The sequence below is a fragment of the Pantoea cypripedii genome, from assembly GCF_011395035.1.
Taxonomy (GTDB): domain Bacteria; phylum Pseudomonadota; class Gammaproteobacteria; order Enterobacterales; family Enterobacteriaceae; genus Pantoea; species Pantoea cypripedii_A.
The window spans coordinates 914,924-928,193 of sequence record NZ_CP024770.1 but is presented as its reverse complement, the minus strand read 5'-3'; the positions used below and the strand labels follow the sequence as shown (position 1 = coordinate 928,193).

Here is a 13,270-nt window from a genome sequence, read left to right as displayed (position 1 = left end):
CATTACGTTGTGATGGAAGGGTGTTATCGGCATTTCAAAATCCCCCACTGCCCGGCGAGCAAAGCGGCCAGTGCTGCCGCCATCACCAGAAAAGTCAGGGTGATGTTGCCCACTGAAGCCAGCATCCCGACTAATAGATTTCCGATCGGCATGGTGCCCTGAAATGACATGCTATACAGGCCGACCACCCCGCCGCGCAGCTCTGACGGGCTGCGGTGTTGCAGGGTGGAATTGATCATGGTGGAGAAAAACGTCAGGGATAATCCGAGCAGCAGAAAGCACAGGCAGGTCAGCAGCGGCTGATGGGACAAGGCGATCCCCGCCAGCGCCAGTACGCCACTCCAGGGCGCGACTTGCAGCCATTGCAACAGCTGCTGATGTGACACCCGGCTTGAAATAAACACGGCTGAACACAGCGAACCGACGCCCGCACTACTGAAAAACCAGCCGGTGTAGCGGGCGGTGTCGTGGAAGCTCTGCGCCGCCAGCACCGGGATCAGCGACTGATAAGAACCGGCGAATATCCCGACGAAGGCCAGCATCGGTAAAAAGCGCAGCGCAAAGCTGTCCTGTGAGACGAAGCGGAGCGCGTTGCGCATCCCCCCGGCACGGCGCTGGCTGTGGTCCGTTTCCACCACCTGAATAGTGCGCACCGCGCAGAACATGGTGGTCAGGCCGCACAGGGAAATGACGAATCCCCCAACGGCTCCAACATGGTTAAAGCTCCAGGCTGCAAGAGCGGGGCCAAACATCCGCCCGATGTTGAATACCATGGTGTTCATGGCGACGGCGTTATACATCAGGGATTTATCGTGCAGACTGCTGGTCAGCAGTAATTGCCGGGTCGGCAGCTCCATCGAGGAGATGCACCCGGCGACTGCCGCCACCCCCAGCACAAAGGCCGGGGTGATAAAACCAAAGATCACACTGGCGAGCAGCAAGGTGGTGATGGTCATCGAGAGGCACAGAATCCTCATCATGATGGTTTTCACCCGTGCGGGCGTCAGGCGGCTGCCAAACAGCAACGGGACCACCAGCGACGGACAATACAACAAGAAGTTCAGCACCCCGAGCAGCCAGGGTGAATGGCTCATCTGCCACAGCAGCAAATTCAGGGTAACGTTTTGCGTCCATAAACCGAGGATTGATGCAGCCTGCCCCATTAAATACCTGCGGGTCATCGGTTCTTTAAAAACAGGAAAAGTGCTGGTCAGCATCGTGAATCGGCCAAAAATAGGTGTTCTGGTTGCAATGTGGCCCGGGTGGAAGCCCGGGCAGTGGCTTAATGCAGGCTGCGGCAGAAATGCTGGATACGCGTGCAGGCTTCCTGTAACTGCGTCATTGACGCGGCGTAGGAAAGACGGAAGTTTGGTGCCAGACCGAACGCGTCGCCGTGCACCAACGCCACGCCTTCGCTAGCCAGCAGCGCTTCGGTGAAGTCTTTATCGCTACGAATAACGCGTCCTTCTGGCGTGGTTTTATTCAGCACACCGGCACAGGAGGGGTAGACATAAAACGCCCCCGCTGGCACCTGACACGTCAGGCCCGGGGCAGCATTCAGTGCCTCCACCACGTAATTGCGCCGCTTAACGAAACTGGCACGCCACTCCGCCAGGAAATCCTGTGGCCCATTCAGCGCCGCAACGGCAGCCCATTGGGAAATAGAGGAAACACCGGAGGTGATTTGCCCCTGGATAGTTTCCATCGCTTTGATCAGCGTGGCCGGACCGGCACCGTAACCGACACGCCACCCGGTCATGGCATAGGCTTTCGATACGCCGTTGATCACCAGCGAGCGTTCCATCAGCGCGGGTTCAACCTGCGGGAAGGTGTAAAACTGGTTATCGTCATAAATCAGTTGTTCATAGATATCGTCACACATCACCCAGACGTGCGGATGGCGCAGCAGAACCTCGGACAGCGCCCGCAGTTCCTCAAAGGAATACACCGCACCCGTTGGGTTGGAAGGAGAGTTGAACAACAGCCACTTGGTTTTCGGCGTGATCGCCTGTTCCAGCGCTTCCGCTGACAGCTTGAATCCCTGCGCCTCACTGACCGCGACAGTGACCGGTGTTCCGCCCGCCAGCGCGACCATTTCCGGGTAAGAAACCCAGTAAGGGGCGGGAATAATCACCTCATCACCTGCGTTCATGGTCGCCATCAGCGCGTTGGAGATGATTTGCTTAGCACCATTGGAGACGATGATTTGTTTAGCGCTATATGCCAGCTGGTTGTCGCGTCTGAATTTGGCCACGATCGCTTCACGCAGGGCGGGAATACCGGCGATGGGTGGATATTTTGTTTCGCCCTGGTTCATCGCCTGCAATGCCGCCTGCTTGATGTGCTCCGGGGTATCGAAATCCGGCTCCCCTGAACTCAGGGCGATAACATCCTTCCCCTGCGCTTTCATATCTCGTGCCAGCTGGCTGGCCGCATTGCTGGCGGAAGGTTTAATCCGGGAGAGGGTATTGGATAAAATGGTCATGGTTATTTGTCCTGTCAGTGGCGAATATCGGCGACGAATTTTTGTGCGCGCGGATGTTGGGGATGATGGAAAAAATCTTCTGGCTTAGCGCGTTCAAGGATTTCACCGCGATCCATAAATATCACCCGGTCGGCCACTTCCCTGGCGAACCCCATTTCGTGGGTGACACACACCATGGTCATACCTTCTTTTCCGAGTTGCTTCATGACCTGCAGGACTTCACCCACCATTTCCGGATCGAGTGCACTGGTCGGCTCATCGAACAGCATGACCGGAGGCTTCATCGCCAGGGTGCGGGCGATGGCCACGCGTTGCTGCTGCCCGCCCGAGAGCTGATGGGGATAAGCGTGCAGTTTCGCCGCCAGCCCTACCTTCTCCAGTAGCGCCACTGAAACCTCGTCCGCTTCGCGTTTGCTGCTCCTGCGCACCCGGCGCTGCGCCAGCGTGACGTTTTGCAACACGGTGAGGTTGGCAAATAAATTGAACTGCTGAAAAACGAAACCGATATTGCTGCGGAACTGGTTCAGGTCAGTATTTTGCGCACGGCTGTCTACGCCGTTGACCAGAATCCGTCCTTGCTGAATGTCTTCCAGGCGGTTGATGGTACGGATCAGGGTCGATTTTCCTGACCCTGATGGTCCGCATACCACCACGACTTCGCCTTTATCGACCACTTCGCTGACGTTGTTGAGGACTTTATTGGGTCCATACCATTTCTCAACGTTTTCAATTCTTAACATCTGCCCTCTCCTGCACGTTAACTTAATGTTTTTTCCTGAGAACGCTTTCCAGTTTTCCAACCAGCCGCGTCAGCGAAAAACAGATAATGAAATAGATAATTGCCAGCACGCCAAATACCTGCAACGGCTTAGTTAATTCCAGCGTATTGATCTGGTAAGCAGAGTAGGTTAATTCGGCGACACCAATGACATAACCCAGCGAGGTATTTTTAATCAGGTTGATAAACTGATTCAGAATACTGGGGATCATGTTGAATAATGCCTGCGGCAGAATAATTTCAAACATCGTTCGGGTATAACTAATCCCCAGGGTGCGCGCCGCTTCAGTTTGCCCTTTTGGAATAGCATTGATGCCTGCCCTGACAACCTCACCTAAAAAAGCCATTTCGTAGATAATCAGCGCCACCGTCAGCGTCTTGACGCCAGAAATAGCATGGCCGGATATTAAGGGCACAGCAAAATAAGACCAGAAAACCAACATCAATACTGGCAGGCCACGAATGACGCTGGAAAAGAATGTGACCGGAACATAGATGATTTTATGTTTGCTGGTACGGGCAATGCCGATCAATATCGCCAACGGGAATGCGCAGATCAAACCGGCGGCCGCAATCAGCAATGTCAGCGCTAATCCCCCCAGCGGGCCGTCTGGATAAGCGCCAACCAGAATCAGGTCGCGATAGTTCTCCACGATTGAAAGCATATCGTTCATCTTATCGGCTCCCGGCGTGGTAAATAAAGCGGTCGTAAGCAAAGCCGATGCCGACGATCAGCAGCGAACCCAGCAGATAAATCACCGAGACAATGGCAAAGGCCTCAAAGGTTTTGAAAGTCTCATTTTCAATCTGTTTGGCCGCATACGTCAGCTCGGCAACGCTGATGGCCATTGCCAGACTGGTGGCTTTATACAACGCCAGTGACTGATTAATTAAGGGTGGGACAGAGACGCGAATCGACTGCGGTAAAATCACATCCCGCATGGCCTGGGCGAAGGTGAGCCCCAGCGCCCGACAGGCTTCCATCTGGCCACTGGCAATGGAACGTAAGCCACTGCGGAGATCTTCGGACATAAATGCTGCAGTATTCAGCGTCAACGCCACATAGGCAAAAAAGAATTCGCTGCCGTGCGCATTGACCCATTGCGACAACATATCGGGTAAAATGGCCGATAAGCCGAAATACCACAGCAGCAACTGAACCAATACCGGGACATTACGGTGATATTCGACATAAATAGCGACAAACCACCGCAAAGGAGTAATCCCTGAAATACGCATTGCAGTCAGAAATAATGCCAGAATAAAACTGGAAAACAGACACAACACAAAAAGACTTAGCGTCGTTTCCAGCCCCGTTATCAACCACTGCAAATAGGCACCATGCAGTAATGACATAGGATCAAAACTTACCATTTCAACTCAGCTCCTTAACGCAGCGAGATCTGTAAAAATAAAAATTAATGAGATAACTGCGTATAGAGGTTGACAGTCGTTGCGTGCAAAAAAAACATCATGGCTACCGCACCGTCAGCAGATGCGGCATTGTCATCATCTATTTTTTCAGGCGATTTATTCGGTACTGAGTTTGACTTGTTCAATCGGTTCTAACTTGTGCTCCCGCTCAATATTATAAACGGTTCCCTTACCCAGCCATTTATTCCAGATGGCATCAAGTTTGCCTTCCTGTTCCATTTTTTCCAGGGCGGCGTTAACGGCCGCCAGAAATTCAGGCTCGCCTTTTCTTATGCCCAGCGCATTGGGTTCCCAGCCAATCGGCTGGTTAATAAAGGCATATTTACCTTTACCCGCCTGCACATAACGTATGCCTGACGTTTGCGCGAATGCCTGACCGCTGATTTTCCGCTGTTGCAGAGCCAGAAAAGCCGACGGGGAATCGTGATAGGTGACGACGCTGATTTTCGGGAAAGATTTGCGCAACCAATATTCGGATGTGGATCCGGAGGTCATGCCGACGCGCTTGTCGTCCAAATCCGCCAGCGATTTATCGCCATCGCTAACCGGAACCAGGACTTTCAGTGGCACCTGGAAATGTGACGAAGTGAAATCAATCTGCTTTGCCCTCTCAGCGGTGTAACCGAGCGCAGCAGAAAGAATATCAACCCGGCCAATCTGCAATTCAGGAATACGTGCTTCTACTGACAGGGTTTTTTGCACCATCTTCACGCCGAGTTGATCGGCCAATGCCTGACAGACATCCACATCGAATCCAACAACTTTACGGGTTTTAGCATCGGTAAAACCCATCGGCTCGGTGGTGGAGAGTGTGCCGCACACCATCTCGCCATGTGCTTTGATGTCCGCAAGTTGATTAGCGGATGCAGTGCCACTCACGCCAAACAGCCCGAGAATTGAGCTGGTCAGAACGACAGCGCTGATGGTTTTTCTTTGCCGGGTACAGCTGATTGCATATTTAGCCACAGGGAGATCCTCATAGAAGCAAAACGACGCCAGACGTAAGTCCTGGCCTGCTTAACCCACACTCACTCAAAATAAAGTGCATTTTCATAATGCCATTATGATTTTGATAATGCATAAAGGGTGCCATCTTGCGCTACTGATACCGTTAATAAATTTATTGATTATTTATCAATTTGTTATGAGGTATTTCTCATGGTGATCAGAAAGGATCGCGAGTACGGCTCGGCAAGGAAATAGCAGAAAATAGTGAGATCCAGCGCACTATTTTAGGGATGAGGATGCTCCATAACAGGGCCAGGAAGTATTGAGGAATGACTGTTGTTATTAGCGAAAATAAAAAAGCCGGGCAGTGATGCCCGGCCTGTTACCCACTGATTATCAGAACGACACGCCCAGTCTGACCTGGCCGTAATAGCCGCCGGATTCCGCACCGTGTAGCGCATCAGACCAGCCAGCCTGCACGCCCAGCGTCACGTTCTGACGGATACGCGCGTCCATGCCGCCGTTGATTCCAACACCAGTACCCGACAGGTTGCTCCTGAACGACGCTTCCGAGCCAGCTACGCCCGGCACCGATGCCGTCACACCGCTGTGACCACCGTAGCTCTGTGTTACCGATGGGGTAACCCACCAGCTCATCTTCGCCTTCACATCCTGCGCGGTACTCAGCTTCAGCCCAGCCCGGACCGACTGGCGATGACTGTTGGACCAGCTGAGTGACGCTGCCTCATCCTGTGCATCATCCACGTTGAGACCCTGTACCGTGTACTGCAACTGCGGTTCCAGTGACAGGTTGGATCCGACGTTGAAAGCCTGTCCGACTTCTGCCGAGGCCAGCCAGCCGGTGCCGTCGGTCGACAGACGCGTGCCATCGTTCGAGTTGGTCGAGAGGCTGTGGCGACTTGCCTGCAGCAGACCATCAACATGTAAACCCGCGTGACTACGGCCTGACAGGTACACACCACCGGTGTAAGAGGTGTCACGATCCGTGCCCGCCGCGCTGCTGCCGCCGTCGCGCCAGACGTCACTGCGCATCAGGCCAGTGGCACCGTACACCCCTGCCCGCCAGGCGGCGTTCGCACCATCGAGCTGCCAGAGATCCCCACCCAGTTGCAGGAAGCTGTACGCGCTGCTGCTTTCCGGTACGCTGCCGCCTGTCAGGCTGCCGCTGTCAGCATGGCGCAGATGGCCCGCCACCAGACGTCCCCAGACACGGCTGTCTGGCGCGTAGTGGAAGCGCGTATCAGCCGAGCCTGCGACCAGGCGGTCAAAGTCGAGCGACAGCGACGGCAGAGCCGCGTAGCTCCACATGCCATCACGGTAGTTGGTGGTACCGCTGACCGGCGTGGTGTCGCTGCCCTCGTCCGGCGTGGTAGTCCCGGTATCCGTGTCGGTCGACTGCGTCAGCTGTGAAGTCAGGTACCAGCTCTGGTCAGCGTTGCGGTACAGACTGTAGGAGTACGCACCTGCCACCAGCGGCTGATTCAGGGTAAACGCACCGACATCGGTCGTGCCCCCGTTAATCGCCTGGATCACCGCGATGCCGTTGCCGGTGGTCTGTGCACCCAGTCCGCCCCGGTTCAGCACCAGTAAACCGGTGCTACCCGTCGCCTGCCCGCCATCAATCACCAGTTTATCGATCGGTGAACTGCTGTCGCCCGCCACGGTGTAGAGCGTGATGGTGCCGCCATTGCCGATCAGGTTGGTTACGGTCAGCGTATACGGCGTAAACGCGCCCGATGAATGGACGAAGGCAATGCTGCCTGCGTTCGTCAGGCTATCGACCAGTGAGTCACCGGTGATATTCCAGCTACTGCTATCATCAATGTTCACGTCAGTCGGGTCGATGATACCGGTCAGGGTGGTACTGTTGACCAGCGACAACGACGTACCGGACTGCGCCACAATGTTGGTGGTGGCCTGCAGGCCATCCATAATCAGCGCGCCATCATTCAGGTTAACCTGCGTCTGGCTGAAGGTGCCCCCCAGCGTAAGTGTACCGGATCCCGTCTTGGTGAGCTGGCCGCTGCCGGTGATATCGGTGTTGAGGGATGCGCTACTGCTGGTGTCATAGGTGGTGACGCCGTCGTTGACGAAGCTGCTGTTTGCCAGCGTCAGAACGCCGCCATCGGCAATGTTCAGCAAACCGCCCGCCGCCACCGTGGTGTCAGTGGCGGTACCACCGCTGCTGACCGCAAGGAGACCGCCGTCGTTGATGACCGAACTGGAAGCGATGCCGCCGTTAAATACGGAAAGCGTACCGCCGGAGTTGACAGTGGTTGAGAACGCGGTGCCCTCAACATCCTGCTCGCCGCCCGAGTTGACGATAGTGCCGGTCGTCGTGCCGCCCACTTTCACCGACTGTACCCCGCCTGCGTTCACCGTGGTGCCAGTGGCAGTGCCGGTGATGTACTCCCAGCCGCCCTGGTTAATGACCGTCCCCAGCGACGAGCCACCGGTTTCCACATGCAGAAAACCGTTATTCTCCAGCAGCACGTTTTGCGCCTGACCACCGCTGATGGAAAATGCCCCCAGCGCATTGGTACCGGCCAGAGTTGCGCCGGTGCTGGTATGCAATATCGCGCCGGATGCCAGCGTCAGACCGGTGGCAATAGCGCCATCATCGGCATACAACGTCCCACCGGAGTTCACAGTGGCATCGGATGCCGTGCCGCCGCTGTTGATGTTCATGTAACCGTTGTTAGTCACGGTAGTCCAGTTTGCGTTGCCGCCACTGTAAACATACTGTGCGCCCCCCGCCTCCACCGTGGTTGAGTTGGCCGTTCCATAGATGCCCTGTGCGGCATCATTACCGATCACCGTCCCGCTAGCCGTACCGCCGCTGTAGACATACTGGGTGCCGCCAGCGTTCAACGTGGTTGACGTGGCCTCACCAAACACCTGCTGTGTGCCACCCGCCATGGTGGCAGCGATGGCTTCACCCCCGGCGTAGATGGTCTGGTAACCACCATCGTTCACCATGGCTGAGGTACTTGATGTGCCGGAATTGACGTATTCTCCGCCGCCAGAGTTGACCAGCGTCGAATCAGTCGAACCGCCGCTGTAGAGGAACATAAATCCGCCATCATTAAGCGTGGCGGAGGTGACGCTGCCGAGGTTATTGATCTGGCCGCCGGAATTGACCACCGTGTCAGTCGCCGACCCACCGATGTTGACGAACTGATTTCCACCCGCGACGGTGGTTGCGCTGGCGCTGCCACCGCTCTCAACATACTGTGTGCCGCGGGAATTCACCGTAGCAGAGGTGGCGGTGCCGTAGACTTGCTGGATCCCTGATGAATTCAGGACAGTGCCGATGGCAAGGCCTCCCGCGCTGACGTATTGCTCCCCGTTCAGGTTAACCGTGGTGCCCGTTGCGGTCCCGGTGACCGTCTCCATTCCGCCATTCAGGACAGTAGCAGTGGCAGAACCACCGCTGAGGATGATCTGGTTACCACTGCTGTTCACCACGGTCCCAAGTGCTGTTCCGCCGCTATTGACTGCTAACGCTCCCGCAGAGCCAACGGTGGTGTTGGTCGCGCTGGTGCCAGACAGCACAGTTAATATGCCGGTATTCTCCAGCAGGAGATTATCTGCATGTCCGCCACTGATATAAAAGGACCCCAGGCTGTTGGTGCCGTTGATCGTAGTGCTGGTGTCGGCTGTTAATGATCCTCCTGACTGCTGAGTGATATTCGTCGCAACACCGCTGGCCCCTACGGTTAAATATCCACCTGAATTAAGCGCGATGAAACTGGCTGTGCCACCTCCAATCACCGCCCGTCCACCTGAGTTAATCGTCATATCGATGGCAAAAGCATTGTTTGCCACCGTCATGCTTCCGCCACTATTCAATATTGTTGCAGCAGCAGTTCCCCCTGATGACACATACTGTATCGCTCGGGTGCTGAGCGTCGTGTTTGTGGCCACGCCACCACTTCTGACGTATTGAGCAGCACTGTCACTCAACGTGGTGACGACCGCTGAACCTCCGGCATAAATCGTTTGCTTACCGCCACCGGTCAGTGTGGTTGATGTCGCGACACCGCCACTACTAACGTACTGGTCGGCATTGCTGGTCACGGTAACGCCGATCGAGGTATCACCACTGTTCAGTGTTTGTGAAACCTGGCTTCCTGAAACAACGGTCCCACTATAAGTCACTGCCCATACTGGCGACGTGATGCCACTCCCCAGCAGCAGGATCGCGCATGCTGCTTTCTTCACCGCCATCGGTGGACGTCCACCGCTGCCAGCCCGCTCGGATGCCACTACCCACGCCTGGCGCGCTGCGCTCCAGACGATCCTGTAAGCTTTATTCATTTCCCTGTCTCTCTTGTTTTAGTGTTTGCAGATGAACACGTCACCTTGTGTGTCGTTTTTATGGCTGCCCACGCAGCTGTGCATGGAGCTGGTCCGTCACGCGACAGACCTGCTTTCCAGTAATCAGGCGGGTGCACTCGAATTGCCGGTCGGTTCCCTTGTGGCGGGGGCACCAGAAAAAGTCCTGGTGGTCGAACGTTTCATGCAGGCTGTCCCAGCAGCCGCTGCAACCGTGGCTGCTGAATACGCGCCACGGGGTGTAAAATTCCGCCCCCGGCAGGCTGAAGCCACTGATCAGCACTACCGGTATCTGCGCGGCCCAGGCAAGCCAGGACAGCCCGCTCGCCAGGCCGATAAAAAAGCTGGCGTGACGCAGCAGGTCCACCCGCTCCTGCAGGGGGAGATTGCCGGTGAAGTCTTCAGCGCCGTAGGGGATGTGGTTCCAGACAAAACCGCGGCCGGTACGGGCCTCACGGTCGATACACAGCACCCGGTAGCCCAGCGCCTTCAGGTGTGCCACCACCTCCGCCCAGCCGTGTCCGTTATTCCAGAACTTGGCCTGAGCCGTGGACTGAACAGCGATGCAGACGTAAGGCTCGGTAATGGTGCGCGGCGCGCTCAGATTCAGGCGCGGAGCCTCCTCCCGGGGGTCAACGCCAAGGATGTGTCCGGCAATACGATGAAAACCCGCCTGGCGGAAGTCGATCGGTTGGTGCGTGTCGTTGCCGCCGAAAAACAGACCAATGCGGTAAGTGGCGTAAGGTGCGCGCTGCACAACCGCATCCGTGGCGGAGAAGCGGATGTGCGGATACTGACCTTCCAGCAGGCGAATAATGTTGGGTGCCATCGCACACTCAAGGCGGCAACCGTGCAGCAGACGGAAGCGTTCCGCGTAGTGGAACCAGCCCAGCAGGTCGCCCAGCGTGCCGGTGGGGAAGGAAATCAGCACGTCCCGGTCTTGCAGCGACAGGGTTTCATCCAGCAAGGGCGTCACTTCATCGCCGCGCCAGACCTGTATACGAAAACGTACAAAATACTTTTTGGCGGACGTGACCCAGCCAGCGCCGGATTCACAGCTGAACAGGACGTTGCCTGAATCATCGTCCAGTAAGGCAACGCGCCAGCGCCCCGCCGGCAACAGTAGCCGGGCACCATCATTAAAGTCGTAGAAGATGCCAGCCGGTCCCTTGATGGAGGGGCGTTCTGGCGGAAGAACGAATGGATAAGCGACGGATGCAGCGGCGTTGCCAGGCGCAGATGCAGGGATGCCAACAACCGGGATAATTTCAGTCATGGCAGACCGCCGCTGTGTTTAACCTGTAACCAGCGAACCTGCCACTCTGACCGGAAAATCATTTCTCTCACACACACTCCATGATGCTCTTAAAATAAGAACATTCTTAATTTGAAACCAACATGGAGGGGTTATCGGAGGGATTGGGGTTTTCAGTAGAGGTGTTCAGTAAAAATAGTTTAAGCCGCGTGACAGGCGGCTTTTCTCAATTCACGGCGCGGTGATATCCACGGCATTCAATCCGCCATTGATGCGGAAAGCGACCCGTTGCGGATGGTTCACTGAAACCAGATATTCAATTGGCTGACGCTGGCTGTCATAAATCACCCCCCGGTACACCAGTGCCGGACTTTCTGGTTTCGCCTGCAACAACAGATGTTCCTCTTCACTCATCGCAGCGGCACGGAGGGTCCCTTCATCATAAACATCATGAATGGCGTAGCGTTCCGCCAGCAGGCGATAGAGGGAGCCTTCTTTTTCCAGCATCTCTGCGCTTAAATCGGGCACACGCGATCGTGGTAAATAGCTGGTTTCAATGCAGAAAGGATGACCATCCGCCAGACGCAGACGTTTAATCATCACTAAGTCATCCCCTTCTTCAATGTGCAGCAACCGTGCAATACGCGCGCTGGCTGAAGAAATGTGAAAGAAAATCAACTGGCTGCTGGGCACCGCGCCATTGAGTTCAAGAATTTTACTGATCCCCAGCGCCGGTTGCAGCGGACGTTCAATGGCGGTATCGACCAGCCATGTCCCCTGATTCCCGCGCCGTTCCAGCAAGCCTTCATCAATTAATTCCGCCAGCAACTTGCGCACCGTCATCCGGCTGATACCCAGCATCTCGCCCAACTCGCGTTCTGCCGGAATCTGATCGCCGCTGTTGAAATCGGGCGAATTGAGTATTTCAACTAAGCGTTTGCGCGCATCAAGATAACTTCTGCGCGGCCTTCTGGTCTGCTTTTCTGGATTGTTCATGGTCTGTTTTGTTCTGGTGTCATTTAAAAAGAATTTAAAAACCAATCATTTGATTTAAAAAATAAAAATGATTGATAAGCTTGTAATTTGGTAAATAAGCTTAACATACCACGCTGATTTTTTTACGCCATCCCTGCGAATTTTTGTTGCTATAACCATCAGATTGCGTGTAAATCAATCTATATGGTCTGTTTTTAGGTATAAATACAACACCAGGGAAACAATAATGAAAATAAAAAAAACCATCACCGTGATGGCCGCAGCGTTAACAATTTTTGGTTGTGTCCACACGGCGATGGCCGCAGATCCACTGCGTTTTGGCATCGACCCCACTTTCCCGCCTTTTGAATCGAAAAATGCCAGCGGTCAACTTGTCGGTTTCGACATTGACCTGGGCAATGCGATTTGCGCGGAAATGAAGGTGCAATGCTCGTGGGTGCAGAACAGCTTTGACGGGCTGATTCCGGCACTACAAGCGAAAAAATTTGATGCCATCCTTTCTTCTCTGTCGATCACTGACGAACGCAAAAAAGCCATCGCTTTCAGCGACAAACTGTTCAACACCCCCGCCTTCCTGATTACCGCCAAAGGCAGTGGACTGACGCCTTCAGCACAGTCGCTGAAAGGTAAGCGTATCGGCGTGCAGCAGGGTTCGGTGTTTGAAAACTATGCCAACAAATACTGGCGTAATGCGGGTGTGGAAGTGATTGCCTATCCGGATGCGGAATCGGTGTATGCCGATCTGACCAATGGTCGCCTCGATGGCACGCTGGATGATGCGGTGGTGATCACCGAAGCCCTGCTAAGCAAACCCCAGGGCAAAAACTTCACGATGATCCAGCCGCAGGTTAAGGATGACGAGATCTTTGGACCGGGTACCGGTATCGGCTTGCGTCAGAGCGACACCGCGTTACAGGCCCGTTTTAACCAAGCCATCGCCACCATTCGCGCCAACGGCACCTACGATCGTTTAGCTAAAAAATACTTTGATTTCAATATTTACGGTGAATAACTC

At 55.0% G+C, this 13,270-nt stretch carries 10 protein-coding genes; 1 reads left to right on the top strand and 9 read right to left on the bottom strand.

Annotated elements, in window-relative coordinates; all coding sequences use genetic code 11:
- Positions 1-23 precede the first annotated feature (23 nt).
- The 9 genes from CUN67_RS27715 to CUN67_RS27675 all read right to left on the bottom strand — a co-directional run bounded on the left by CUN67_RS27715 (position 24) and on the right by CUN67_RS27675 (position 12,255).
- On the bottom strand, positions 24-1,217 hold the full coding sequence (locus CUN67_RS27715; protein WP_302882501.1) for an MFS transporter: 1,194 nt from the start codon (positions 1,215-1,217) through the stop codon (positions 24-26).
- A gap of 65 nt (positions 1,218-1,282) precedes the next feature.
- Positions 1,283-2,485, bottom strand: a complete 1,203-nt coding sequence (locus CUN67_RS27710) for a pyridoxal phosphate-dependent aminotransferase (protein WP_208718660.1) — start codon at positions 2,483-2,485, stop codon at positions 1,283-1,285.
- A gap of 14 nt (positions 2,486-2,499) precedes the next feature.
- Positions 2,500-3,225: an amino acid ABC transporter ATP-binding protein gene (locus CUN67_RS27705; protein ID WP_208718659.1), complete on the bottom strand. Its 726-nt coding sequence runs from the start codon at positions 3,223-3,225 to the stop codon at positions 2,500-2,502.
- 22 nt (positions 3,226-3,247) lie between these two features.
- Positions 3,248-3,928, bottom strand: coding sequence for an amino acid ABC transporter permease (locus CUN67_RS27700; protein ID WP_208719563.1), 681 nt, complete (start codon positions 3,926-3,928; stop codon positions 3,248-3,250).
- A 10-nt stretch (positions 3,929-3,938) separates the two neighbouring features.
- Positions 3,939-4,637: an amino acid ABC transporter permease gene (locus CUN67_RS27695; protein ID WP_208718658.1), complete on the bottom strand. Its 699-nt coding sequence runs from the start codon at positions 4,635-4,637 to the stop codon at positions 3,939-3,941.
- A gap of 156 nt (positions 4,638-4,793) precedes the next feature.
- Positions 4,794-5,663, bottom strand: coding sequence for a transporter substrate-binding domain-containing protein (locus tag CUN67_RS27690; protein WP_254711440.1), 870 nt, complete (start codon positions 5,661-5,663; stop codon positions 4,794-4,796).
- Between the two features lie 378 nt (positions 5,664-6,041).
- A complete protein-coding gene (locus tag CUN67_RS27685; protein WP_208718657.1) occupies positions 6,042-9,986 on the bottom strand; it encodes an AIDA repeat-containing protein in 3,945 nt (1,314 codons plus the stop codon).
- Between the two features lie 58 nt (positions 9,987-10,044).
- Complete coding sequence (locus tag CUN67_RS27680) at positions 10,045-11,280, bottom strand: autotransporter strand-loop-strand O-heptosyltransferase (RefSeq protein ID WP_254711439.1); 1,236 nt, start codon at positions 11,278-11,280, stop codon at positions 10,045-10,047.
- Positions 11,281-11,490: 210 nt separating this feature from the next.
- The gene (locus CUN67_RS27675; RefSeq protein WP_208718656.1) at positions 11,491-12,255 is read right to left on the bottom strand and encodes a GntR family transcriptional regulator; all 765 of its coding nucleotides are present in this window, start codon (positions 12,253-12,255) and stop codon (positions 11,491-11,493) included.
- 226 nt (positions 12,256-12,481) lie between these two features.
- Here CUN67_RS27675 and CUN67_RS27670 point away from each other — a divergent pair, with 226 nt between their 5' ends.
- Complete coding sequence (locus CUN67_RS27670; protein ID WP_208718655.1) at positions 12,482-13,267, top strand: ABC transporter substrate-binding protein; 786 nt, start codon at positions 12,482-12,484, stop codon at positions 13,265-13,267.
- Positions 13,268-13,270 lie beyond the last annotated feature (3 nt).